General features: G+C 48.5%; 18 protein-coding genes and 1 tRNA gene. 10 read left to right on the forward strand and 9 right to left on the reverse strand.

The features are described 5' to 3' along the window. Positions 1 to 180 precede the first annotated feature (180 nt). The 3 genes from HMPREF9431_RS10000 to pncB form a co-directional block, all read right to left on the reverse strand. Positions 181 to 1,950, reverse strand: a complete 1,770-nt coding sequence (locus HMPREF9431_RS10000) for a RagB/SusD family nutrient uptake outer membrane protein (RefSeq protein WP_004381158.1) — start codon at positions 1,948 to 1,950, stop codon at positions 181 to 183. A gap of 21 nt (positions 1,951 to 1,971) precedes the next feature. Next, positions 1,972 to 5,262 (reverse strand): SusC/RagA family TonB-linked outer membrane protein, encoded by a 3,291-nt coding sequence (locus HMPREF9431_RS10005; protein WP_004381159.1) that lies wholly within the window; start codon positions 5,260 to 5,262, stop codon positions 1,972 to 1,974. A gap of 640 nt (positions 5,263 to 5,902) precedes the next feature. Then, positions 5,903 to 7,117, reverse strand: a complete 1,215-nt coding sequence (gene pncB / locus HMPREF9431_RS10010) for a nicotinate phosphoribosyltransferase (RefSeq protein WP_004381162.1) — start codon at positions 7,115 to 7,117, stop codon at positions 5,903 to 5,905. A gap of 219 nt (positions 7,118 to 7,336) precedes the next feature. On the opposite strand from pncB, the gene HMPREF9431_RS10015 reads away from it, so the two are divergent. The 4 genes from HMPREF9431_RS10015 to HMPREF9431_RS10030 are packed head-to-tail and all read left to right on the forward strand — an operon-like array spanning position 7,337 to position 9,304. Further along, positions 7,337 to 7,501: a hypothetical protein gene (locus HMPREF9431_RS10015; protein ID WP_004381163.1), complete on the forward strand. Its 165-nt coding sequence runs from the start codon at positions 7,337 to 7,339 to the stop codon at positions 7,499 to 7,501. Continuing rightward, positions 7,501 to 8,043 (forward strand): hypothetical protein, encoded by a 543-nt coding sequence (locus tag HMPREF9431_RS10020; protein WP_004381164.1) that lies wholly within the window; start codon positions 7,501 to 7,503, stop codon positions 8,041 to 8,043. Before HMPREF9431_RS10015 ends, HMPREF9431_RS10020 begins: the two co-directional genes overlap by 1 nt. Before the next feature lie 47 nt (positions 8,044 to 8,090). Beyond that, a complete protein-coding gene (locus tag HMPREF9431_RS10025; RefSeq protein WP_004381165.1) occupies positions 8,091 to 9,005 on the forward strand; it encodes a hypothetical protein in 915 nt (304 codons plus the stop codon). A gap of 50 nt (positions 9,006 to 9,055) precedes the next feature. Next, positions 9,056 to 9,304 carry a DUF5053 domain-containing protein gene (locus HMPREF9431_RS10030; RefSeq protein ID WP_004381166.1) on the forward strand — a complete coding sequence of 83 codons (249 nt, stop codon included), beginning with the start codon at positions 9,056 to 9,058 and terminating at the stop codon, positions 9,302 to 9,304. Positions 9,305 to 9,476: 172 nt separating this feature from the next. On the opposite strand, the gene HMPREF9431_RS10035 is transcribed toward HMPREF9431_RS10030, so the two are convergent. From HMPREF9431_RS10035 to HMPREF9431_RS10055, 4 genes are all read right to left on the reverse strand, one after another. After that, entirely contained in the window at positions 9,477 to 9,923 is a 447-nt protein-coding gene (locus tag HMPREF9431_RS10035; protein WP_004381167.1) for a peroxiredoxin, read from the reverse strand. Positions 9,924 to 9,982: 59 nt separating this feature from the next. Continuing rightward, positions 9,983 to 10,750, reverse strand: a complete 768-nt coding sequence (locus HMPREF9431_RS10040; protein ID WP_004381168.1) for a YaaA family protein — start codon at positions 10,748 to 10,750, stop codon at positions 9,983 to 9,985. Next, positions 10,717 to 11,700: a bifunctional diaminohydroxyphosphoribosylaminopyrimidine deaminase/5-amino-6-(5-phosphoribosylamino)uracil reductase RibD gene (gene ribD, locus HMPREF9431_RS10045; RefSeq protein ID WP_004381169.1), complete on the reverse strand. Its 984-nt coding sequence runs from the start codon at positions 11,698 to 11,700 to the stop codon at positions 10,717 to 10,719. Before ribD ends, HMPREF9431_RS10040 begins: the two co-directional genes overlap by 34 nt. A gap of 359 nt (positions 11,701 to 12,059) precedes the next feature. Continuing rightward, positions 12,060 to 14,147 carry a TonB-dependent receptor gene (locus HMPREF9431_RS10055; protein ID WP_050795671.1) on the reverse strand — a complete coding sequence of 696 codons (2,088 nt, stop codon included), beginning with the start codon at positions 14,145 to 14,147 and terminating at the stop codon, positions 12,060 to 12,062. Positions 14,148 to 14,587: 440 nt separating this feature from the next. On the opposite strand from HMPREF9431_RS10055, the gene HMPREF9431_RS10065 reads away from it, so the two are divergent. The 3 genes from HMPREF9431_RS10065 to HMPREF9431_RS10075 all read left to right on the forward strand — a co-directional run bounded on the left by HMPREF9431_RS10065 (position 14,588) and on the right by HMPREF9431_RS10075 (position 19,354). Further along, on the forward strand, positions 14,588 to 15,868 hold the full coding sequence (locus HMPREF9431_RS10065) for a glycoside hydrolase 5 family protein (protein ID WP_004381171.1): 1,281 nt from the start codon (positions 14,588 to 14,590) through the stop codon (positions 15,866 to 15,868). A gap of 59 nt (positions 15,869 to 15,927) precedes the next feature. Further along, on the forward strand, positions 15,928 to 16,689 hold the full coding sequence (locus HMPREF9431_RS10070) for a copper homeostasis protein CutC (RefSeq protein ID WP_004381172.1): 762 nt from the start codon (positions 15,928 to 15,930) through the stop codon (positions 16,687 to 16,689). Positions 16,690 to 16,750: 61 nt separating this feature from the next. Then, positions 16,751 to 19,354: a transglutaminase-like domain-containing protein gene (locus HMPREF9431_RS10075; RefSeq protein ID WP_004381173.1), complete on the forward strand. Its 2,604-nt coding sequence runs from the start codon at positions 16,751 to 16,753 to the stop codon at positions 19,352 to 19,354. A gap of 867 nt (positions 19,355 to 20,221) precedes the next feature. On the opposite strand, the gene HMPREF9431_RS10080 is transcribed toward HMPREF9431_RS10075, so the two are convergent. Next, positions 20,222 to 20,431: a hypothetical protein gene (locus HMPREF9431_RS10080; RefSeq protein ID WP_004381174.1), complete on the reverse strand. Its 210-nt coding sequence runs from the start codon at positions 20,429 to 20,431 to the stop codon at positions 20,222 to 20,224. Positions 20,432 to 20,582: 151 nt separating this feature from the next. Between HMPREF9431_RS10080 and rnr the strand changes: the two genes are divergently transcribed. Continuing rightward, complete coding sequence (gene rnr / locus HMPREF9431_RS10085; protein ID WP_004381175.1) at positions 20,583 to 22,778, forward strand: ribonuclease R; 2,196 nt, start codon at positions 20,583 to 20,585, stop codon at positions 22,776 to 22,778. A gap of 245 nt (positions 22,779 to 23,023) precedes the next feature. Here the strand turns inward: rnr and HMPREF9431_RS10090 are convergent, their stop codons facing one another. Further along, a complete protein-coding gene (locus tag HMPREF9431_RS10090) occupies positions 23,024 to 24,145 on the reverse strand; it encodes a mannose-1-phosphate guanylyltransferase (protein ID WP_004381176.1) in 1,122 nt (373 codons plus the stop codon). Positions 24,146 to 25,086: 941 nt separating this feature from the next. On the opposite strand from HMPREF9431_RS10090, the gene HMPREF9431_RS10095 reads away from it, so the two are divergent. Next, positions 25,087 to 25,168, forward strand: a tRNA-Leu gene (locus HMPREF9431_RS10095). A 238-nt stretch (positions 25,169 to 25,406) separates the two neighbouring features. Beyond that, entirely contained in the window at positions 25,407 to 26,327 is a 921-nt protein-coding gene (locus HMPREF9431_RS10100; RefSeq protein ID WP_004381177.1) for a hypothetical protein, read from the forward strand. Positions 26,328 to 26,367: the final 40 nt, after the last annotated feature.

Below are 26,367 nucleotides of genomic sequence, written 5' to 3' on the forward strand. Positions count from 1 at the left end.
TGGGTTGGCGGTGCAATGGCCGGATTGTCGGCAACAGGCATGGGAGGGAAAGGGCAAACGAAAACCTCCAAAGCAACAGGAAACGTTGCTTTGGAGGAAAAAAATGAAACCCTTTTCATTGGGCAAACAAGTGTGGTTGCGCAGCGTTAGCACACTGCGCCGTGCCACAACAAGTCTCTTTTACCATCCGGGATTTTGCGGAAGTTCATATCCGCGGCTCTTATAAAGCGTGATTTGGTCTTGCGGTAGCGGATAAAGGTAATCCTTTTCGGCCATCGTTCGCATCAGAGCCGTGTTGGTAATGGGTTGGATATAGCCTGCCGTTCCGCCTCCTTCAATCTTCACGCCTTTCAGTGTTTCAACGGTAATGGGCGTGGTGTGGGTGGCATTATACTGTGCGACAAAGGCTGTCTTGTCGAGATAAGCACCGCGATTGGCCTTGGGATTGCGCACCATGTCGGCATAATGGAGCTTGCTCCAACGGCGAAGGTCGTTGAAACGAATGCCCTCGTAGACCAATTCGGTGCGGCGTTCGCGGCGGATTTCCCAAATGATGGGCGTCACATCGGCATCGCGTTCGGGGTCGTTGATGGTCACACCATTCACTTGTAGGTTGCTACCTGCCAAGATAAGATGCGGCATTTGTGTGCTGGGTCGGTCACGAATGGTGTTGATGGTCTTGTCGAAATCGGCCTGAGTGAGGGTGTAAGCGCCCATGTCGGCCAGTTCGGCAGCCGCTTCTATGTAGTTCATCAGCACTTCGTTGAGCTTCATCACGGGTGCGTCGGTGATGCAGGTGTAACTGCTTCCACCGGGCTTGTCGATGAGGTTGGGGTTGACAAAACGATTGCCAAAGTAGCCGGAGATGGCCCAAACCTCGTCGATACCGGTTAAAGAGAGGCCCGAAGTTCTGATGGTTGCAGCCAAACGCGGGTCGCGGTCGGTCATTTCGGCAGCGAAAGTATGGTCGCCTTGATATTGGGTGTTGCCCGCTTGATGAATGGGTAGCCCGTTCTTGGTGAGGTAACTCTCGACCAATGACTTCGAAGGACTGTCGATTTCTACCTCTGTATTTTGGAAAGTCATGAGGCTATGCATCACAACTCCCTCTACATACGAACGGTAAAGTATCACTTCGGGGTTACCGGCTAAGTCTTCAGACGTGGTGAGATCCTTGTAGTTTGCGCACAATGAGTAATGGTTTTCACTCATCAAAGTGGTGGCAAAGTCTTTGGCTGCCTGCAAGAAATGTTTCGCATTGGCGGTGTTGTTCTCGCGATATTTCTGCCAAGTGCCCTCGAAAAGCATGATGCGTGAGGCATAGGCCAACGCCACATCGCGCGTGATGTTGAGCCCCTTTTCACCGTCTGAAGTGCGGATGTGCTGGGTGGCATAGTTGAGATCGTCCAACACTTTGTTCATCACCGTTACACGATTTTCGCGCGGACGATAAAGCGCTGTATAGTCGGTGTTGCCCAAAACTTCTTCATAATAGGGCACATCGCCAAAGCGACTCACCAACTTGGCATACTCCATGGCGCGCAAGAACCGCGCTACTCCCAGCCAATGTTCCTTGGCTTCGCTGCTCAGGTTGGCACTGTTGATGCGATTGATGAGCATGTTGATGACGCGCACATCGCTGAAATCCCAACTCGATGCCGAGGTAGATGCCGGGGCAACCTTCGTGAAAAATGTTGCCTTTTGCTGTGCATTGTCATCGGTCCAGTCGGCAATATTGGTCTGTGAGAACCAGTCTGCGCGATTCCAATGATTGCGATAACCGGGGAAATAGGTGGTGTATTCGTCGTAAACGGCGGTACGGATATTTGACTCTACGTCCCAAAACTCGGGCTTATCGGCAATCTCATCTAACGGATCGCGTGTGAGAAAATCATTACAAGCCGTAAGCGTCAGGGCGGAGGCGATTACAAAATAAAATGCTGTTTTCATAACGTTGTTTCATTTTAAGGGTTAGAACACGGCTTGAACGCCAAAAGAAAGCGTGCGCATGTAGGGATAACTGCGTCCAAACGACCACCGACTGTCGCCAAATCCCGATTTATATTGCGTGCTTTCGGGGTCAATAGGAACCTTCATGTGGTCGAATTCAAACAGGTTTTCGGCGCTGAAATATACGCGGATGCTTTGCAAAGCAATCTTCTTCATCACGAAATCGGGTAGCGTATAGCCCACCGTGAGGTTCTTACAGCGCAGATAAGCCATATTACAGAGATAGCGGGTTTGCGTTAAAAAGTTACGTCCATTGTCCACCCATGACATGTCTGTGGGACGAGGATAGAAGGCATTGGTGTTGGATGGCGTCCAATAGTCCATTTGATGTGCGTAGACTGCATCCATAAAGCCTGATCCTCCACTGGGAATAGCCACGGCACCACCTACCCAAAGGTCGCGTTTTCCCACCCCTTGGAAGAAGGTATTGAAATCGAATCCCTTGTAAGAGCAGCCCAAGTTGAAGCTGTATTCGAAGTTAGGCAAGGCGTTTCCGATGACTTTTAAGTCGCCATGATTCTCAACAGTGTTGTTGCCATAGGTAATCTTTCCATCGCCATTTAAATCCTTATACTTCACATCTCCGGGGCCAAACTTGAATGTTCCACTCTCGTAGAGTGCCTGACTGGCGATGCCATCTTTCAGTGTTCCGTCGGGTTTAAAGTCATCTGCCTGGAAAAGACGGTCGGTTTCGTAGCCCCAAATCTCACCCAATCGCTTACCTTCGTAGTTGCCATAGATGTTACGATCTTCCTTATTATACTTCGTAATCTTCTCGGTTACATGGGAAAGTGATGCACCGGCCGACACACCTAAACCGTTGTTGAAGCGGTGTTGATAGTTTACGCCAACCTCAAAGCCTGTTCCTGTGAGTTCGCCATAGTTCACTTTGGGCACCTTGGCACCAAATGTTGCGGGCAAAGCCTCACCGGCTGTGTGCATGTTTGACGTGATGCGGCGATACCAATCGAAAGTGAATGTGAGCTCGTTATTCAGCAATCCCGCATCAAGACCTACGTCAAACGTCGTTACACGCTCCCAAGTGAGGGCCGGAGAGATAACCGATGGTGTGCCCAACGAGGTGATTTCCTTGCCGCCAATGACCCATCCTGAGGGATTAGCTGCCATGGTTGAGATGAAAGAGTTGGCTGCAACATCTTGGTTTCCGATAGTTCCCCAAGAGGCACGCAGCTTTAAATTGCTTAAAGAGGGGCGTGCCCAATCCATGAATTTCTCTTCGGATGTGCGCCAACCGGCCGAGAAAGATGGGAAGAACGCCCATTTCTTGCCTTGTGGGAAACGCGAAGAACCGTCATAACGGGCGTTAAATTCAAAGAGATAGCGTTGCAGGAAATCGTAGTTGATGCGCCCAAAGAAGCCCGCAGCAGCAAAGTCATTGTGGAACGAACCCCACGTGCTGGAGGAGTATTGGTCGCCCGTTGTCAAGGCAATCTCGGGCATATTTAGGCTAATCAGCCCACGCCTTTCGGAGTAATGTCCCAATGCTTCGCGCGTTTCGGCATCGAAACCGGCCATGAATTTGAAGTCGTGCTTCTCTTGAAGTGCAAACTTATAGGTGGCATAGGCCTTGAAAATGTTTTGCAAGGTGTAGCTGCTTTGCTGAATGACGCGGTCGTGTGTGCTGCCATACAAGTCCTTATAGTTGCTGAAAGGCGCTGTGGCAAACATGTCGTAGGCCGTCACTCTGCCGCCGTTTCGCTTCGTAGCATCGTTGACATAGCCGAAGGTATAGTCGAAATTGACGGTCATATTTTTCAGCGGATTAAGCTCTGTTCCGAGGTTGGCACGCAGATAAGTCGACGTGAGGCTCTCGCGATTGCCGGCCTTAATGTCGGTAACTGCCGAGCGGAAGGGCTTGCCTTCGTAGTCAGCATAGGGGTACCAGCGTGGCCAACGCAGCAAATAGAACCACGCATCAAATTGCCCTGACGTGAAACGATAGGGCTGATCGTTGACCGAACGCGTAAACAAGATGTTGCTTCTCACGCGCCACCATTTGGTGATGTTGGTGGTAATGTTGGAGTGAAGCGTGTAGCGGTCATACTTATCGGTGTTGAACTTCATCACACCTTTTTGCGAAAGATAGCTCAAACTAATGTTATATGTGGTGGTGCGGTTGCCGCCTGTCACCGAAAGATTGTGGTTTTGTTGCGGCGTCCATTTGCATGTAAACTCTTTAATGGGGTCGAAAGAGCGGAAGAAATAGGTCTTTCCGTTGCGCACTTCAAAGTCTCTTCCTGCCTGCATATCGCCCAAATCGGCCTGTGACATGCCGCCATAATTGTGCTCCCACTCTTTGATTTTCTCAATAGCATACTGGTCAATCATGTAGCCGATATTACTCTTTTGGGTGAGACCTTGGCGTTGCATGATTTGCCAAATGAAGTCAACATTGTCCGAAGCCGTAGCCAATTTGGGCATCTTTGTGGGCGTGTTCCATGCAAAGTTGTTCGAATAAGACACGCGCACGCGGTCGTTGTTTGCCCCTTGCTTGGTGGTGATAAGAATCACACCCCATGCGGCTCTCGTACCATAAATAGAGGCCGAAGAAGCATCTTTCAGCACCGAAATGGTCTCGATGTCGTCGGGATTGACCAGGTTCAGACTCGGTACTTCCACGTTATCGACCAAAATCAGTGGCTTGGTTCCACTCGCTGCACTGAGCGAACCCACACTTCCGCGCAAACGAATGGTGCTTTCTGTGCCCACACCACCAATGCGGTTGTTGATGGTTAAGCCCGGAGTGATGCCCTGAAGTGCCTTGCCCACATCGGTAATCGGACGGCTGGCGATGGCTTTGTCGACATCAACATTGGCCACAGCTCCCGTGAGGTTCACCTTCTTTTGGGTGCCATAACCCACGACAACCACCTCGTTGAGCTCACGATTGTTCTCTGCTAAGCTCACCTTCATATTGGCTTGGGCCGCCACTTCGACCTTTTTATAGCCAATATACGAGATGACGAGGGTGGCACCCGGCCGCACATTGAGCTGGAAATGGCCGTTTAAGTCGGTGATGGTACCACTGTTAGTGCCCTTCACCAATATGCTGGCACCGATAATTGGCTCGCCATTGGTGTCGGTAACTGTGCCCGAAAGCGTTTGTTGCTGTTGCGTTTCAAGACGCAAATTACTGTTTAAGTTAGCCTTGGCAGGAGGTAATCCTGTGGCTGATGCTGGCCAATCTACAGCCAAAGCCAGCACGGCTGCAAGCGAATAAAATTTAATCATAGGTATGCTTGGTTTGTTAACGATTGCACGTATGGACTGCGATGGTGTGATGTTTGCAATAGTGAAACCCTGGTTTGAGTTTATTTTATGGGTCTTGGGGCTATGCCTTCAACACACATTGCAGCTTGCCTTGCACTAAGGTTACGGTAAAAGGTTGTAGTTTTCCCCGTAACAAAAGGTCACAACAAATTTAGAAAAAAATATGAAGAAAGTGTAAATTTTAGCAGTTAATAATCTTTAAAACAAGAAAAATGCAACAGATTGTCTCCTAAAATGGTTGAGATTGCCTCACAATATGATAGAGATTGTTGGGTAAAGAAGCCTATTTTGTTACATTGAAGGGTGCAAAGTGCTCCACAATGTGGTAGCAGGAGCAACATCGAAAGATAGCGATGGTGTGGGGATCGCAAGGACTTGCGCGGACGAGGGCAAGGGACGTTGTGTTTTGGGTGCGCGCTTTCCGCGGGCGAGTGGCTTTTAAGTTCTGAAAAAAGTTCTGCCGAGAAACCCCTTTGAAATGCCAATCACTTATGCGAATAGCTTTTATATGTTGAAAAAAGTTCTGCCGAGAAACCCCTTTGCAGGGCGTTCTCGGCAGAACATCCATCTTGCTTTCCGTTGTTTTGCAGTTGCGATAGGCTCACGCTTCATGCCCCTTCATGTGCAAGGCCTGCATGAAACGGGCAATCACTTCGGGCTTCCCCGTGTGTTTTCCGAGGTCTTCCGACAGCTTACACGTGTCGTTATAGTAGGGCCAACTCTCGGTAATCTTCGCCGCAACCAACTTAATGACGATATTGAGGGGCTCGATTCCTGCGAAATCGTTGGTGAAATGGGTGCCGATACCAAACGAGGGTTGGCAAACGGCCTGCGCATATTGCTGAATTTCAATGGCGCGATCGGTGTCTAAAGCGTTGGAGAACAACACCTGCTTCGTGCGCGAATCGATGCCCAACGACCGGTATTTCTCAACAATTCTCTGTAGCTGTTCGCGGTTATCGCCCGAGTCAATGCGCAACCCTTTGAACAGGTTGGCAAAGTCTTCTGAGAAGTTTAGGGCGAAAATGTCCCAGCCAAACGAGTCGTAGAGATAGGTGCCTAAGGCGCCACGAAAGGTGTTGCGCCACGCATTCATAGCGATGTGATTGGCCATTTGCGGACCAAACATGCCGCCGATGGCGCAGATAAACTCATGAGCCATGGTGCCCACGGGCTTCAAATCGTGCTGCATGGCAATGTAGATGTTGCTCGTTCCGGCCAAACGCCCCGCCCATTCGCGGCTCGAAGCGCTGTCTTTAAGGGCGCGAACCACCGTGTCTTCGGCGGTAAACGATGCGCGACGGCGCGTGCCAAAGTCTGAAAACACACAACCTGCTGCGAGCAAACGGTCGGCCTTCAGGCGCGTCTTGGTGTATAAAGCCTCGTAGTCTAATTGCTCGATTTGGCCCGTCATGCAATAGTATAGCTCAGAGATGATGGCCAGCACCTTTACTTCTAACAGGATGGTGTCGCTCCAAGAGCCTTCAAATTCCACGTGCAAATGGCCTTCATCGGTTTGCCAAACTTTCGTCCAGTCGCTCGAAAAGCGAAAGCCTTTGAGATATTGAAAGAACCAATGGGGCATGTAGGGGCATTGCCTTTTCATGAAATCCACCTCCTCATCGGTGATAACCACCTGTTCTAACGCTTTGATTTGCTGGCGCAAGGCATCGGCAAAACCAGCGGGATAAACCCGGTTGCTGCGGTCGACAAACTGGTATTGCACCTGCGCACGCGGGTAGTTGTCGATGACGGCACAACACATGGTGAACTTATAGAGGTCGTCGTCGGTGAAATGAGTAATGATTTGCTGCATTGTTATCGTTGTCTTTTTGCCTGCAAATATACAGCTTTCGCATGGGAAATCAGCGAGAAACACTTGCAAACCTGCAAATTTTTATCTTATAAAGGTGTGGGCGAGGGCGAATATTGCTATTTTTTTGTATTATTTCAGGAGTAGACCGCTTGTCCATTCATTGAAAATGTTTATATTTGCAACGTGTTCTATGTGGAATGCATTAATCGATTAAAGCTTATGACAAACGATGTAAAAACGCAGAGAGGAATTGTTACAGACCGCAATTCTGTATCATTCAGCTACCGTTCGCCTATTGGTATGCGGCGAGTTGTGATGTCACATGCTACCATTGCGCAGCGTGCAAACGAGTCGTATGCACGTATTGTTAATGGAAAGAAATAATGGCAGAACAACCTTTCTATTCTATTTACGACAAACTTATCACGGGGAAAGACGATGTGATAGGTATGTTGGCTTATAGCATTTATAAGCAACACAAGATAGAATTCATAGAAGATTTTAAGCGTAAGAAGGGAAAATGTCCTGAGGATAGCGACTTCGAATATTTCATTATGTCGTCTGTTACCCCCAGCCAACTAAAGAAATATCGGGAGAGTGCCCGTGCAATCTTATCTGAAAATGTTGCGGCAGCCGTTCAAGATGAACTGTTAAGAATCGATATTGATTTTCAAAAGTCTATTGACAGTGTGGTGAAACGGCATACGGATGATGTGGAAAAGGTTGTGGAAAAACATGCTATATCCAATTGGAAAACGATTGGGTTGAACATTGCAAGTTCTTTTTTATTCTCTATTCTCCTGGTGATTGTTTTTATCTTTGGCTTTACTACGGAAAGTGGTTTGCGGACAAAGACAAAAGCTGTGATAGAAACCATACACGAAAGCCAAGCCGTACATCCTGTAGATTCGACATCAATACACTAAATGCGACTTGGGTTTTTCTGTAATTTTGTAAGCAAAACAGCAGTGATATGAAGCAGACAACGATTTTAGGATGGGTGATGTTGATGGTTGTTTTCGGGCTTGTTTCGTGGCAAACCCACCGCAACAACCGTGTTTGTGACGCGCGAACGGGCGCAACAGAAGTGGAAAACAACACCGTAGAAGAAGAGATTGACACCGTAGTAGGAGACGATACGTCGCGCGTGATAATCAGTTCGACCGAAGTGATCGACACGTTGGTGGGCGATTGGCAAATCTATGGCATCAAGAAGCCTAATCGTTACAAGATTAAATACTCGCCCGACGACTATGAATTGAATAATTCGGTGTTTCTCACGCTACGTTATCGCGGTCGGGTGGTGCTGAAAAACAAAGAGATTTCGAGCCGCATGCTCTCTGGAAAGCCGCGCGACTATGTGCTGTCAACGTTTGAATTGCTCCATGTTTCGCCCTCAGCGGTTTATTTTAACTTCACGGACGATGTGCCTGAGGCTTGTGGCTTTTTCAACTTCGTCTATTGTGTTCCGGCACAAGGGAAGCCCAAACTCTATAATGTTGAGGGTGATGACCGTGCCGATATCGGTTATCTGCTGACGCGGTTGAGCGAGATGTTTGCCATCTATTTCCACGAAAAAATCAATTATAAAGCTACCTTCGCCGAACTTGAGCCTTTGCTTTCGTCCTATTTCACGAAGGAAGTGATCGATGAAATGCGCAAGAAAGGTGTGCGAGGTGACGAGGAAGTGCTGTTTGGACGGCCGTTGCAAGATGTCGAACGGGTGCGCAAAACGCAGAACTTCGAAGATAACGATGAAGACCCATGGACGAAAATGACCTACGCTTTCTCGAAAAATGCAGCCGACACCGTTGCCCTTCGCTATGAATCCACCCCCTTTAAGGAGGACGAGGAACCCAAGATTGTGCGCATCGTGCCATGGAAATAAAGACTTTCACCAACGATAAAGATTTACATTCTATTTAAAATCGATAGAATATGGAGACGGTAACAACAGCGACACGCACAACAATGAAGCAAACACTTAGTGATATTTTGCTTGATATTTCGTGGGCACGTTTGTCTACAAATTACTTTGGTCGTAGCCGTTCATGGCTGCATCAAAAGTTAGATGGATACAATAGTAAAGGCAATGAAGGTGGTTTTACGGAGACTGAAAAGGTTGCATTGCGCAATGCTCTCAAAGATCTTGCCGAACGCATCAGCACAGCTGCTGACAAAATATAAGGTTTTGTTTTGATGGCTTTAGCGTGCTTTTATCACGTAAAACGCCCCAACACATCCTTTGTGTTGGGGCGTTTTGTTCGTTCTATACGTGCGAGTGTTGGCCTTTCTTCTTTAAAAGGCACCTCAAACCGATTCGCATTGCATGTTACGCCATTACCTTTGCGCGAGCAGACTATAAAATCTGCTCGGCATGTTCCTTCACTTTGATTTGCTTAGGACCAAAGATTTGCGTCACGACGCCCGCTTCATCGGTGATGAAGGTGGTGCGGAAAACGCCCATATACGTGCGGCCCGCCATCTTCTTCTCGCCATAAACGCCGAGCGCCTGCACCAACTTCAGGTCGGTATCGGCAATCAATGGGAACGGCAACTGATGTTTTTCGATAAACTTTTTGTGCGACTTGGCATCCTGTGTGCTGCAACCTATGACGGCATAACCTTGCGCAAGAAAGCGCTCATAGTTGTCTCTGAGGTTGCAAGCCTCGCTCGTACAGCCCGGCGTTGCGTCGCGCGGATAGATGTAGAGCACGAGCTTTTTACCGGCGAAATCGCTGAGATGCCATTCTTTTCCGTCTTGGTCGGTGCCAAGAATCTCGGGTAGTTTTTGTCCAATTTCCATTTTTTGTTCCTTTCATTTAATGGGTTATCATATATATAAGGTGTAATTCCGTAGGGAGATTATCCTTGTTTCCAAATAAAATGGGGATGGTTTTCGTCGCCATAATGGGGCGCAAACGCAAAACCTTCGTAGGCGAATTGCGGCAAATCGGCGGGCTGTTGCCAACCCTTTTGAAGGATTTGGCGCGTCATTGCTCCACGACAACGCTTGGCATACAAGGGCATGACGCGCATATTATCACCCTTTTCAACATAGAACAGCGGCTGCACCACACGCACTTCACGCTGCACGCGCCGCCAATCGAACAGGTGTTCGTATTCGGCTGAGGCCAAATGCACCAGCACACCATCGTCGGCTTGCACGGCACGAATGAGCATATCGGTGAGCCGTTCGCGCCAAAAGGCAAAAAGTGTTTGCCCTTGTGTGGCGGGCAAACGCACGTTACCTTCCATGCGATAAGGATGGATGAGGTCTAAAGGGCGCAGCAAACCATAGAGAAAAGAGGTGATGAAAAGGTGGCGTTGGGCCAGCTGAAACTGCGCCGAAGTGAACGTTTCGGCGCGCAAATGTTTATAGGCTTCGCCATGATAAGCCAAGATGGCGGGCAGCTTTTCGGCTGCGTTGAAGAAACTTTGAAAGCGCTGTTGATTGTCGTGCGCCAGGCTTTCGCTGCATTGAAACGCCTGCATTAGCTCGGCCACCGACCATGAAGCGATCGACAAAGCCAGCTCGTTGGCCTCGGTTTCAAACGCAGGTTGCGTGGCAAAGGGCACGGCGACATCGGCCGCAGCGTTCATGATTTTGGCTGAAGTGAGAATGATTTGCATAACGTGGTGATGGTGTTTCCGTCGATGATTTGGTGCTGTTCGCTGCAAAAATCGGTGGGCATTGTGGGTGCGGGCGTGCCCCCTTTGATCAGGATGGGTGCCGTTTCGATGCGCACTTCGTCCCACAAGCCGCGCGCAAGAAAACTGTTGAGCGTGGCCGTTCCGCCTTCAACGAGCAGCGATTGGCAGTGCTCGGCATGAAGTTGGGGCAGCAACTCGTCGATGTTGCCGGCCACACGCCATCCCGGAAGCGTCGCGTTTTGCGCCGCTAATGTGCGCGACAGCACGATGCGTTGGGGCGAAGTGCCGCTCCAATGGCGCGTGTTGAGTTGTGGATGGTCGGTTGAAAAGGTGGTGTGCCCCACGAGAATGGCATCACATTCGGCGCGCAGTTGATGCACCAGCCGCCGCGTTACGGGCGTGGAGAGCGACAAAGGCTGCCCCGAAGCGTCGCTGATGAAGCCATTTTGCGTTTGCGCCCATTTCAAAATGAGGTAGGGACGATGCTCGGTGTTGCAAGTGATGAAGCGGCGATTGAGTGCGCGACATTCGGCTTCCAGCACGCCCACGGTCACCGCAATGCCCGCCTCGCGCAGCCGTTGAATGCCTCGTCCGTGGACTTTTGCAAACGGATCGACGCAGCCAATGACGCATCGCTTCACACCTTTGCGCACGATGAGGTCGGCACAAGGCGGCGTTTTGCCATGGTGTGAACAGGGCTCTAACGACACATAGAGGGTGGCATCGCCGAGCAAAGGCTCATCCTCGGGCCGCACATGTGCAAAGGCATTGACCTCGGCATGGCCTTCACCGCACCGCACATGATAGCCTTCGCCGATGATTCTGCCGTGAGAAACAATCACCGCACCCACCATAGGGTTGGGCTTTGCCAACTGTTTCCCGTTTTGGGCTAACTGCAAACAGCGCCGCATGTAAATTTCATCTTCCATCGACCGCGAATTTACAAAGAATTATTGAATTGCCGATTGATTTGCAAGAGAAGTTCGCCCGCGCCACCTTCCCATGCAAAGTTTTAGTGCTTGCGGAAGCTCCGCAAGCACCAAAAAGTTTGTTTTGTCATTTGCGGAAGCTCCGCAAGCGCTAAAATATTTGTTTTGCTATTTGCGGAAGCTCCGCAAGCACCAAAAAGTTTGTTTTGCTATTTGCGGAAGCTCCGCAAGCACTAAAATGTTTGTTTTACTATTTGCGGAAACTCCGCAAGCGCTAAAATGTTTGTTTTATCGTTTGCCGAAGCTCCGCAAGCATTCAGCGTTATTTGTTTTGAGACTTGCGAAGCAAAGGCACCTGCTTAATATTTAAAGGTGGCCGTAAGCGTGATGTTGCGCCCGTCGGCATGTGCATATTCGGCGTTGCGTGCCATGAGCATTGAGGAAGGTGTGTAGTAGGTGTAGTTCAAAAGATTGGAAACACCTAACACGAAGTTCCATTGCTTCACGTCAACGCCCGCCGTGAGATTGAGCAGATTGATGCGATTAACAATGCCCTCGCCCTCTGCATAGTTGCCCGAAGCATCGGGGGAAAAGCGGTGACGTTTGCCCGTGTGCAGATATTGTAATTGCAAATAGGTGTGCTTGATGGGCTGATATTGCGCATACATGCTGAGCTTTGCGGCCGGGATAGACACGTTGGACATGTAGTGATCCCAGCTGGTTCCGTTGGATTTGAGCTTTCCTTCAAACCACGAAAAGTTGGCTCCGGCTTTGAGATTGGGCAGAATTTGCGCATCGGCATCCAACTCCATGCCATATACTTTCTGCGGACTTCGGTTGACAACCCAAAAGCCATGGTCGATTTTCAGGTCGCTGCCGAGCTTGGCATAGGTGTAGAAGAACGAGGCATTGAGTTGCAACCAACTGCACGGAACCGAATAAACGCCCAGTTCATAGTTGTTGGTTTTAACCGGTTCGGTGGCGATATGGCCCAGCACATCGGCCTTGGCGGCGCGCAGGGTGCGGCCTAAATCGAAGATAGAGAAGCCTTGCGAATAGGCCACGAAGGGTTGAAATGCGCGGTATTTGTTGAACGACAATCCCGCGTTGAACGAGAGATTGTTGTAGTTGAGATGCCCACCTTTCACGCTAACCAATGGGTCGGAGAGGCGATTGCGCAGCACTTGATAGTCGGGCACATGCACGTTGATGGCGTCATAGCGTGCACCTATTTTCACGTTGAGCCACTGAAAAAGCGTTGTTTTGGTTTGAATGAAGGGCGCATGTGTGTCGCTTGTGAGCCAAGGCATCCAATAACGTCCGTCGACAAGCGGCTGGGCTGTTTTGTTAAACAAGTAATCGTAGCCATAGAGAATGTGGGTGAATGCCTGCTCGGAGAACACCAAATGCGTGTTGAACTGCGCGCGAAGCCCCAACTTGCGGTCTTTGATGGCCGACTGTCCACTGGTTTCTTCCCAACGCGGTTGGGCGGGATTGGCGCGTCGGAAATCGAAGATGGTGTAGAGACTTGAACCAAAAACGGATGCTTCTAAATCGGTATGTGCGAAAATCTGCTTTGAAGTAAATTTCAAATAGCCGTTGTGATTGTAGCGCGTTCCCTCGTCAACAGCCTGCGGATCGCGGTTGCCAATGACGCCGATGGCAGGGCTTTTGAGGTATTTTCCGCCTTTGGGAATGAGCGGCGTGTCTTGCAAACTGCGATAGAAATTGTACATCAGTTCCATGCGATTCTTAGGCGAAAGCTGATAACCGAGCGTCACTAAGGCATTGCTGGTGTAGGTATCTCCAAGGCCATAGCGCGGCGAAATGAACTGTCCATCGCCGTCGATGCTGCTGCCGGTGCGGCCAAAAGTTCCGCTCACCAAATAGTCCATGTTGCGCAGTTTGCCATAAAGTTGCTGGTTAAGCCGATAGCCTTGCCCCTTACTTTGCCTGAAAAAGTTGTAGGTTGAACCGGCGATAGCGGTTTGCCCTGCCAGTGTTTTTGCACTCGAATTCTTCTTCGTGATGATGTTGATGAGTCCACCAATGGCGCCGTTTCCATAGAGTGCCGTCGACCCTTTTACGATTTCAATATGGTCGATGGCGGCCACATCGATGGTGCGGATGTCGCGGTCGGTGGAGCGCAGCGGGGTGGATTGCGGAATACCATCGATGAGAACCAGTGCGCTTCGGCCGCGCAATGTTTGCGAACGCGAGCTGGTTGTGTTGCTCGAGAGTGCCATTCCCGGCGCAAGCAGCCCCAACAGTGTCGACATGTCGGGCGCCACTTTGCTCACGGCTTCGAGCTGTTGATGGTTGATGATGGTCACCGAAGCAGCGGCATTTTGTTTCGCTTCGGGCATGCGCGTGGTGCTAATCACCACATCGTGAAGCTGGAAAGTGGAGTCTTGCAAATGGCGTTGCGCCTGCATCTGCAGCGGCATGAGCAGCGCAAAGCATGCTAAGGATTTGATAAAAAATGGTTTCATATTCAATACAATCTTTTAAATCAATACTGTTATCGGCTGCAAAAGTAACGCGAGAAAATGGGTCTTGCAATACCTAATATTAGGTAAAAAGCATGAATTTATGAGCTTTGATGGCTTAAATCTGCGAAAAAGCCTTATCTTTGCAGGGCTTCCAACCCCCCAACCATGAAGCGACAGCGAAACCAAAAAATAGGCGTTCCCGCCCCCGGGAACAGCTGAATTGGATAAAAATGACGGCTCCCGCCCCCGGGAACGACGATTTTTCTCGAAAACAAGCGTTCCCGCCCTCGGGAACAACGATTTTTTTTGAAAACGGATGTTCCCGACCCCGGGAAGCCATAAAAATGATAAAAATAAGCGTTCCCGCCCTCGGGACGGCATAAAACGACAGAAAAATGAAACGATTACGCACCTGTTTTGCAGCCCTTTTGCTGGCTCTCGGCTGTTCGGCTGCCTCGCAATCGCCCTTTGTGCAAGTGAAAGATGGGCGCCTTTGGTATCACAATAAACCCTATTATTTCGTTGGAGCCAACCTGTGGTATGGCGCTATTCTGGGCTCTCCGGGCAAAGGTGGCAACCGAAGACGCTTAGGTCTTGAGTTAGATCGGCTCAAACGCATGGGCATTAACAACCTCCGCGTGCTCGTGGGGAGCGATGGTGAGGAGGGTGTTAAGTCCAAAGTGACGCCCACTTTGCAACGTGCGCCCGGCGTTTATAATGACAGTGTGCTCGACGGGTTGGACTATCTGTTGCAAGAAATGGAGCGTCGGGGCATGTTGGCCGTGCTCTATCTCAACAATTCTTGGGAGTGGAGCGGCGGTTATGGCTACTATTTGGAGCAGGCAGGGGCAGGAAAAGCCGTGCAACCGGCCGTCGTAGGCTATCAAAACTACGTGCGCTATTCGGCACAGTTTGCCACCAACGAGCGCGCGCAGCAACTGTTTTTCAACTATGTGCGCTTCATTCTCACGCGCAAAAATCGCTACACCGGCCGCCGTTATCGCGATGAACCATCGATTATGTCGTGGCAAATTGGCAACGAGCCACGCGCCTTTTCGCGTGAGGCTCTGCCCGCCTTCGAGGCGTGGTTGCGCAGGGCTTCGTGGCTCATTCGCAGCTTAGACAAGAACCATTTAATTTCGATTGGCTCCGAAGGTGAGGTGGGCTGCGAGATGGATATAGACTGTTGGCGGCGCATTTGCAGCGACCCCAACGTGGATTATACCAACATTCACATCTGGCCTGCCAACTGGGGATGGGCACATCGCGACTCATTGGATGTGCATTTGCGGCGCGCTGTGACCTACACCATCGATTACATTGCGCGCCATCTGGCCATTAGTGAGGCGCTGCATAAGCCCATGGTGCTCGAAGAGTTTGGCTATCCGCGCGACGGTTACGCTTTCTCGCCCAAGACAACCACGCGCAACCGCGATGCCTATTATGCCTTTGTGTTCGACGATTTCCTCAAAAAGGCGAAACAAGGCAGTGGCTTCTCGGGCTGCAACTTTTGGGCTTGGGGTGGCGATGCCGTAGCCAAACACGAGCAATGGCAGCCGGGTGACCCCTATATGGGCGACCCAGCGCAAGAGCCTCAAGGCCTTTATTCGGTGTTCTTAAGCGACAGGTCGACCTGCAATATCATACAAAATATCATTAAAAAGCTACCAAATTAGCGCATAATTCATAGGCTTTTACCGCGTAAAAGCTACCATTTTAGCCGTAGAAACCAACGATGAAACGAAATGATGTTGAAATAGAGATTTGTGCCAACAGCGTGGAAAGCTGTCTTGCTGCGCAGGAAGGCGGTGCCGATCGCGTGGAGTTGTGCATGGGAATACCCGAAGGGGGCACCACACCTTCGTATGGAGAAATCAAGATGGCGCGCGAGAAGCTCACCACAACGCGGCTGCATGTCATCATCAGGAATAGGGGAGGGGATTTTGTTTACACGCCCGATGAGCTGCAACGCATGGCCATCGACATCGACATCTGCCGGCAATTAGGCGTCGACGGCGTGGTTTTTGGCTGCCTGACGCCCGAAGGCGACGTTGACAAGGAGGCCAATCGTTTCCTCTTGTCGCATGCAAAAGGCCTCTCGGTGACGTTCCATCGTGCCTTCGATCGCTGTCGCTCGCCCCGGGAAGCCTTGGAAGAGATTTGCGATTTGGGTTTTCAACGCGTGCTCACCTCGGGGCAACAACCCACCGCCGAGCAGGGCATTGCGTTGCTCTCTCAACTCCATGCTTGGGCAAAGGGGCGCATCATCATCATGGCCGGATGTGGGGTGAACGAGCAAAACATTGCCAAGATAAGGCGCGAAACGCAGGTCATGGCCTTTCATTTCTCGGCACGTGAGCCCCAACCTTCGCGCGCAAAGCTGCTGAATGCGGCGGTAAGCATGGGCGCAGCCGGTGCACAAGAGGATTGCATCATGCAGACAACGGCGCGCCGGGTGGCCCACACCATTGCGGCTTTGCTGGCAGATGGCGAATGAAAGCTGCCCCGATGGGGCTTTTCTCACCAACAGAAAATGTAAGAACAATAAAAATAAAACAATGAAAAAAAGTCTACTAACGCTGGCCTTGTGCCTTGTTTCCTTGCTGGCAACAGCGCAACATTTCATCACCGATGCCACCTATCGTGCCAAAGTGGATGCGGCCTTTCAGGCAAAAATGAAACTCATCGGCGAGAAATTCTATCGTTTGGACGGGCTGCATGCCACGCCACAAGAGCAAGAAGCCTTGCACTTTCTCTATGCTTATATGCCTGTGGCCGATGCAACCGATTATCCCACGGCCTATCATCTGGGCAATGTGCGGTCGGCTTTGCGCACACAGCGCGAGTTTTCTTGGGGCAAAAAGGTGCCCGAACTGCTGTTCCGTCATTTCGTGTTGCCCATGCGTGTGAACAACGAACCCTTAGATAGTTCGCGCGCAATCTTCCTGAATGAGTTGAAACCGCGCGTGAAAGGACTGTCGATGCGCGATGCCATTTTGGAGGTAAACCATTGGTGTCACGAGAAAGTCACCTATGAACCATCTGACGGACGCACCTCTTCTCCGTTGCAATCCATCATGACTGCGCGCGGACGTTGCGGCGAAGAGAGTACCTTTACCGTGGCAGCTTTGCGCGCAGTGGGTATTCCTGCGCGGCAAGTCTATACGCCCCGCTGGGCACATACCGACGATAATCATGCGTGGGTTGAGGCTTGGGCCGACGGCAAATGGTATTTCTTAGGCGCTTGTGAGCCCGAACCCGTGTTGAATTTGGGTTGGTTTAATGCCCCGGCCTCGCGCGCAATGCTCATGCACACCCGTGCCTTTGGCGACTATAATGGTCCCGAAGAGGTGATGTTGCGCACGAATAACTTCACCGAAATCAACCTCATCGACAACTATGGCAGCACGGGAAAGATTGCTTTCCGTGTGGTTACACCCCAAGGAAAGGCCGTAGCCGATGCGAAAGTGGATTTCAAAATCTATAATTATGCCGAATATTACACTGCCGCATCGAAATATACGAATGCACAAGGCATGACTTTTCTCTCGGCAGGCAAAGGAGATATGTTGGTGTGGGCATCGAAAAACGGACGTTTTGGCTATGTGAAAGCGACGTTTGGTAAAGATAAACAGCTCACCATCAAGCTCGCTTATGATGCGCAACACGTGCCCCAGGCGCAAGACTTGGACATTGTTCCGCCCAAGGAGCAGGCGCTTTTGCCCGATGTTCCCGAGGCGTTGCGTGTCGCAAATGCCGTGCGTTTGGCCTACGAAGACTCGCTGCGCAATGCCTATGTGGCTACGTTTCCAACGGCAGAGACGCTGAAAAACTTCCCCATCCCCGATGCTATACCTTATATTATAAAGGCTCGCGGCAACTGGAGAACCATCAAAGCTTTCGTAGAGAAGTATGCTCAGCAGTCGCAACGGGCACTCGATTTGCTCAATACCCTCACCGATAAGGACCTGCGCGATATGCCAATGGTCATTCTTGACGACAACATGCAGGCCAAAAGCAACCAACTTTCGCCTCGGGTGGAGTATGAAATGATTCTCAAACCCTTCAAACAATTCTTCGAAACGAAAGCCTTTACGCCGGAAGAGGTGGCGCGTTTCCAACATGATCCCGCGCAGTTGGTGGCGTGGATTAGGCAGCACATCAAGCTCAATCCCGACACAAGAGCCATGCGTATTCCGCAAACTCCCATCAGTGTTTGGGAGAGTAGGCTCACCGATTCGCGCAGTCGCGACATCTTTTTTGTGGATGTTGCGCGCAGCTTGAACATCGAAGCACGCATGGATTACGTGTCGTGGAAGGTGCAATATAAGAAGGATCATCAGTGGGTGGATGTTGATTTCGATGCCGAAGAGCAGCAAGTGGCCAAGACGGGGACGCTGAAACTCGATTTTAAGCCCGTGCCTTTCTTGGACGATCCGAAGTATTACAGCTATTTCACGATTAGTAAAATCATCAATGGACAGACCTATCTCATGAATTTCGACGAAGGACAAGTGGATATGGGCGGCGGCATTTCCTGGCATAATGTGTTTAAAAACGGCACAACCCTCGATGAAGGCACTTATCTTTTGGTATCAGGACAGCGCATGGCCGATGGAAGTGTGCTGGCACATAATCAGTTCTTCCGCATCGAAGCGGGCGACACTACGCAGGTGAAGCTCATCGTTCGGCAACAAGACGAGGGCGTAAAAGTGTTTGGAAACTTCAATAGCGAGAACCTTTTCAGCCACGAAGGCAAGGAAGTTTCTATCTTGAGTCAAACGGGACGCGGCTATTATGTGTTGGGAATCTTAGGCGTTGGCCAGGAACCTACCAATCATGCGTTGCACGATATTGCCAAGATGAAAGCCAAATTAGACCAATGGGGACGCCCCTTTGTGCTGCTATTCACCGACGAAGCAGCGGCAAAGAAGTTTGAACAACAGAAGAATGAGTTTGGACTTCTGCCCCAAAACACCATCTTTGGCATCGATAAGACGGGTGCAATACGCGAAGAAATCGCCACACAAATGAAGCTTGCGCAGCGCAATCAGTTGCCCATCTTCATCATTGCCGACACCTTTAACCGTGTAGTTTTCCTTTCACAAGGCTACACCATAGGCTTGGGTGAGCAGCTAACCAAGGTGATTGGAAAGCTATAATGCTGCGACAGAGCAGTGATTATGCTGTCAAGTGGGCGCAGAAATAGTTTGTTGCGCCCCCGCTTACCGCCTGTTTTCCACTTAAAATGGTGACCCATGCAGGGATAGTGAAACAAAAAATCCCAGTTGTTCGCATAGCGGATAGCTGGGATTTTTATTTGGTTTCGGCCATCATGCAGTGGCCTCTTCTTCTAACATATATATGGTGTATAGTGCTTAATTCCTAAAAATGTTACCCTAAATGTACAACCTCTTTTGTTGATTACACGACTAATAATTTAACTTGATAAAAAAATTAACTTGTAGATATATTGTTTTCTCAAACGGTTGCAAAGGTAATAAAAATTACTTACAGTGCAAATCTTTTTACCGAAAAAAACGCTTTATTCAAAATTTTGTCCCTCTTTCTATCCTGTTTTAAAGGCGAAGCTAAAGCGATATGTTTTTCATTCCATGCAGGATAAAATGCTTATGGTGTGGCCTGTGGTTTTGATTTATGTCAAAAAATAGGCGCTTTCGATGAAATAGTCTATGCCTTTTTGTGGCCTATTGAGAGAATTGTTCTACTTTTGCATCGTCGAAACACGCAAGTCCGCTATGCAATGCGGCTGCATTTTGACATGACTCAATAGGTAAGCTCTCAGGAGCAAAAGATTGTTTAGTAAGGATTACACATTTAGGTTTTTGGTTTTTAGTTATAAGGTTTAGGTTTTTAGATGAATAAAAGTGAAGGTTGAGCCAGAGAATGGCTCACCTGTTGGAATCGGGAGTGAGTGATTTACTGCCGATTTTTTTTGTGTCTTTTTTCACCAATGCCGGTGAATGTATATTAATAAGGTGGGAGATGTTCGAACCACCGATTGAAGCTTAGCCTTCAATGAGCACTGAAGCCATCTCTTCGGGCGTATTGAATGGCATGCCGAAAGCCAGTTCGTCGTCAGTGAATGTGCGCAGACGTTGGTCGGCTTCTTTCTCATCTAACCAAGGTTCACCATTGGGTTTTCGTGCCAGCAACATACATTCGCGCACTTGTTTCCTGTATTCGGCAATCGCTTCGGGGGAAAATTCTGTTGTCATATTGTTTGATGATAGAGGTGATGAACCGGGGAATTTCCGGCTTTTTGGGAACAAATATACGGAAAAAGCATGGAAAAGGTGATGCAAAAATTGTTTTTGTCGTTTCTTTTTTGTTCCTTTGTGTGAAGAAAAGAAACAAAAAAATCAAAATATGGGAAAAGGAAAAAAAGGTGGAAAGCGCATGAGCAGAAAGCAGTTGCAGGAACGATTGCAGGCGTTTTTCTCTTCGCAAGGTGATAGAACATTGAGTTTTAAAGAGATTTTCCGTGCGTTGAAGCTCGACACGCACCCCCTGAAAATGTTGGCTATCGACATGATTGAGGAGATGGCATGGGATGATTTTCTGGTGAAAGTGACCGATAGTTCCTACAAACTCAACACGAAAGGGCAGGTGCAAGAGGGGACATTCTTGCGCAAAGCAAATGGCAAGAACGCTTTTTTGCCCGATGATGGCGGCACTCCTATTTTCGTTTCGGAACGCAATTCGTTGTGGGCTACCAACGGAGATCGCGTGAAAGTGAGTTTCATGGCGCGCCGACAACATCATATCAAGGAGGCACAAGTGATTGAAATCTTGCAGAGAAAGAAAGATCAGTTCGTAGGAAAACTGCGTGTAGGCAAGGACTTTGCCTATCTCATCACGCCCGAAAACATCTTTGCAAGCGACATTATCATTCCGAAACGCAAGCTGAAAGGTGGAAAAACCAACGACAAAGCGATTGTGAAAATCACGCAATGGCCCGACGCAGAACACAAGAATTTGGTGGGCGAAGTGGTGGATGTGATTGGCCAGACAGGCGATAACGACACCGAGATGAACACCATTTTGGCACAATATGGACTGCCCTATGTCTACCCAAAAGCGGTGGAAGAGGCTGCAAATAAGATAACAGGAGAGATTACACCACAGGATGTTGCCGAGCGGGACGACTTTAGGTCGGCGTTCACTTGCACCATTGATCCCCACGATGCGAAAGATTTTGACGATGCCCTTTCCATCGAAAAGCTCGACAAAGGGCTGTGGCAGGTGGGGGTTCATATTGCCGATGTGAGCCATTACGTGACGGAAGGGAGCGTGATTGATAAAGAAGCGGTGAAGCGTGCGACGAGTATTTATTTGGTAGACCGCACCATTCCGATGCTTCCCGAGCGCCTTTGCAACTTCATTTGCTCCCTGCGTCCCGACGAAGACAAATTGGCTTATAGCGTAATCTTCACACTTGACGACGAAGCCAATGTGAAAACCTACCGCATTGTGCACACTATCATTCGCAGCAAGCGCCGCTATGCCTACGAGGAGGTGCAGCAGTTGTTAGAAGAAAATGGTGTGGTTGATGGTACGGGTGAGCCTGCTCCTGTGCCTAAGAATGGGAAATACAAGGGCGAAAATGCGGAACAGCTCATCACACTCGACCGTTTAGCCAAGGCATTGCGCAAGAAACGTTTTGAGCATGGCGCAGTGAAGTTTGACCGCGAAGAACTACATTTCGATGTTGACGAAAAGGGAAAGCCCACGCGTTGCTATTTTAAACGGTCGCACGATGCCAACAAGTTGATTGAAGAGTTTATGCTGTTGGCCAACAAAACCGTGGCCGAGAGCATCGGAAAGGCCAAGAAAGGGCGGAAAGCAAAGACGCTTCCCTATCGTGTGCACGATAATCCTGACCCGCAAAAGATGGAAACCTTGCGTCAATTTATTGTGAAATTTGGTTACAAAGTGAAAACCGAAGGCACAAAAGGAGCGATGGCTCGCAGCTTGAATAAGCTGATGGATGAGACCGAAGGCAAACCCGAAGCGAAGATGATTCAAACGGTTGCGCTCAGAGCCATGATGAAAGCGAAATACAGTGTGCACAATATTGGCCACTTTGGTTTGGCATTCGACTATTACACGCATTTCACAAGCCCGATTAGAAGATACCCCGACACGATGGTTCATCGCCTGCTTACGCGCTATGCCCAAGGTGGAAGAAGTGCGAATGAGAAGCATTATGAGGAGCTTTGTGAGCATTGTTCGGAGATGGAATTGGTGGCACAGAATGCCGAACGCGACTCTATTAAATATAAGATGGTAGAGTTTATGGCCGATAAAGTGGGCGAGACGTTTGCCGCACATATCAGCGGAATTACGAGTTATGGCATCTATGCGGAGATTGATGAGAACCATTGTGAGGGCATGATTCCCATGCGTGACCTGAGCGATGATTATTATGAGTTCGACGAACGCAACTTCTGTTTGCGCGGAAGGCGGCATCATCATCGCTATCAATTAGGCGATGCGATAGAGATTCAAGTGGCAGGAGCGAACTTAGAGAAACGGCAATTGGATTTCTCTATTGTGGAATAGTGCAGCAAAATGCGCCACTTTGCCGCATGATTGCATTGCAATTATGTGGCAAAGTGGCGCGTTTTTGTGGGTAATATGTATGTGTTTATGGCAGCTTTAGCTTGAGGGCGCGGCGCAAGGGGGCTTGCCTGTAAAAAAGATGGCTGCAAGCATGTCGGCCAATGTCGTTTGTTACGGATGGGAGTATAGCGCTCTTCTTGCTCTTTTTGTAAATTATTTTGTGTGTGATTTTAAATGTGCATGTGCTATACAAAGTCTTTCCCTTTCTGTAATTCCACCTCGGTGATGTATTTTCGGATGCGCGAAGATGAATCTTCTTTTTTGCAAATGAGTAGCACATTGTCTTCCTCGGCCACAATATAGTCTTCTAATCCGTGGATAATGGCCAAACGGTGGTGGGGCAGTTTGACGATGTTGTGGTGGGCTTCGTCGAAAATGACAGCCGAATCGAGGCAGATGTTGTCCGTCGTTTCATCGCTGATGGCTTCGTAGATGCCATGCCATGTACCTAAATCTGCCCAGCCGAAGGTGCAATTCTTGAAATATACTTGTTCGGATTTTTCAAGTATTCCAAAGTCGATGGATAGGTTGGGGTAGCGCGAGAAATATTGTTTCACATAGTTTTCTTCGTCATCAAGCGTCCAATGGGGGTGCATTTCGTCGAGCTCACGCAGCACGGGTGGGAGGAGTTTGGATAGACTCTCTTGTAAAAAGGATAGGCGAGAGACAAACATTCCCGTGTTCCAAAACCATTCGCCGCTATCTAAAAAGAGCTGGGCAAAGTCGCGATCGGGTTTTTCGGTGAAGGTTTTTACTTGGTAAATATCACCGACACTGCTGCGTTCTCCCATCTGAATATAACCATATCCAGGCTCGGGGCGCGTGGGTTTGACGGCCATGGTGAGCAGACTGGCGTGCTGTTCGACAAACGCGAAGGCCTCCATCACGTCTTTTTCGAAGATGTCTTCGTGCACAACGGTTTGGTCGGCGGGCACCATCAGCAGGCAGGCTTGTGGACAAACACGTGCGATGCGATGGGTTGCCCATGCCACACTGGGTGCCGTGTTGCGATAGATAGGTTCGGCCATGATGTGATCTGGTGCCACTTCGGGCAGTTGCTCTTCTACCAAATGGCGATAGCTTTCGTTTGTGTTGATGTAGATATTGGCCTGTGGAAGCATCCGCTTCATGCGGTCATAGGTTTGTTGAAGCTGCGTCTTTCCTGTGCCAAAGAAATCAACAAACTGCTTAGGATGGTGCTCACGGCTGCAAGGCCACAGCCTTCTTCCTTTTCCTCCTGCGAGGATAACGCAGAAGTAATGTTCGCGATTTACGGGTGGTGTTATTGATTTAAATGCTGTTTTCATTTGTTTTAACAATTTTGGTGTGTGGCAATTACGGGTGGCGTCATTGATTTATTAAATGATGTTGTCATTTGTTTTAATAACCTTAGCGTGTGACAATTATTGGTAGTGTCATTGATTTGAATGCTGTTGTCATTTGTTTTAACAACCTTAGTGCGTGGCAATTATTGGTAGTGTCATTGATTTGAATGCTGTTATCATTTGTTTTAACAACCTTAGTGCGTGACAATTATTGGTGGTGTCATTGATTTGAATGCTGTTATCATTTGTTTTAACAATTTTAGTGCGTGACAATTATTGGTGGTGTCATTGATTTGAATGCTGTTGTCATTTGTTTTAACAATTTTAGTGTGTGACAATCCTGTTCCAAGGGGGGGGGTAATTACTTGCTCGAAGTCTTGCCTTCCAACCCCTCTTGTGCTGAGAAGAACCTAATTCCAGGCCTGATGGTGCCTGCTGTCTTTGCATTTCTGCCTCCCTTTACTGCGCCATGAATGGAGCATAGGGGCATGAAGCGCTTTTGTTCTCCAGCCTTCTACCACCTTTTGCAGTCGTAGTGGTGGGCTTTTGCCCTTTCAGACATAGACGTTACGCTGCCAACGAATATAAGTATTTTAATTGATATGTGCAAGAAAAAGCTGCAATTTTAATGAATATCCATCATCTTACTTGCAATTTTATTCGAATTTCATTCGGATCTTACCCGAATCTTATTCGGGTTTTACTCGAATTTTTACTTAACTTTTACTCGTATCTTATTCGAATAAGTACTTTTATGTGAAATCTTTCACACCGCAATCGCACGCCCTTTACCCATCTACATGAGATTTTTCGTAAGTTTATGTGAAATCTTTCGCAAGTATATATGAGATTTTTCGTAAGTTTATGTGAAATCTTTTGCAAGTTAAAAAAATATATGTACCTTTGCATCGGATTTGGGAAAAGCCCAGATGGCGGAATAGGTAGACGCGCTGGTCTCAAACACCAGTGCCGCAAGGCATCCCGGTTCGAGCCCGGGTCTGGGTACTTAAAATCCCTTGTAAGTCTTTGACTTACAAGGGATTTTTCTTTTTCAACATGTACTAAAAGTGTACTATATAACAATACAATGAGAAAGGTATACTTTTATAGTTTTTCGCCACTCAGATTTATATTTAATTAACGACAACTCTTCCCTTTTATTCTGTTTATTTCCCTTTCTTGGCTTTTTCTCCAACGAATGCCCTATCTTTGTAAACAATACCTATCTTAGAAAATTGCAAAAATGGAAAATGACAATCTAAAGATACAGCTTGACAGTATTCAACGAATATTAAGCTATTGCATTACTCAGACCTACAATGTGCTCATTGGAAATATTCTGAGGAAGAAAGGTTGCATCAACAATATACAGTTCAAAGAGATTTTGCAAAAAGAATATATCCGAATAACCGATGAACTATCTTCCATTTATCTGAATTATCCTGCTCTTGCATGTGTAGAGGAGTATTACAACGATGATGACTTTTTGTGGGAAAGCTCCTTCTTTGAATCACTGACCAAAGAACAAAAACAGAAATATGCCTCATTCTCTGTATCTTCGTTTGAATATGCGAAATACATTGAGACACACACCTTATATAATGATGTCCTGCCGATGTTCTCGTATCTTGTCGATGCGATTCTATATGAACGCTATGCAAAATATCTCATGGGAGAAATAGAACGAATTGAATTGACAGAGGTACAAACCGTTCAGCCTCTCTCTTCAATTTTGATAAACGATGAACCATGTGGGCAGAAAAAGAAACCTGTCATTCTTGGCAAAGAAACAAATCAATTTCAATCTAATTTTACAGAAGAGCAAATTGAGATTCTTACCGCTTGCATCAACGAAATCCAATTATTCACGACCCACATATCTGCCAAGATACTCAAAGACTTTTTTGCTTGTAAACTAAAAGGTGTTTTGAAATCAAACAACAATCGCCAGCTGGCATATCTCATGCAAAGTCTTAATCTTCGAGGGTTCATTACTGATGAATGGCAATCTGCGATTGCTCGTAATGAACTTGTCTTGGGAAAAACAAAAGATACGCCACTGACACGCACCGACCTTTCCACCGCAACAGACCAAATCAACATGAAGCAGCCGAAAGGATGGGAAACCATTGATAACTACATCAAACAACTGAAAAAAGGTTGAGCATAGGTTGATACCTCAAACATTGCTCAACGCCATTTAC

This window comes from Segatella oulorum F0390 (assembly GCF_000224615.1).
GTDB classification, from domain to species: Bacteria; Bacteroidota; Bacteroidia; order Bacteroidales; family Bacteroidaceae; genus Prevotella; species Prevotella oulorum.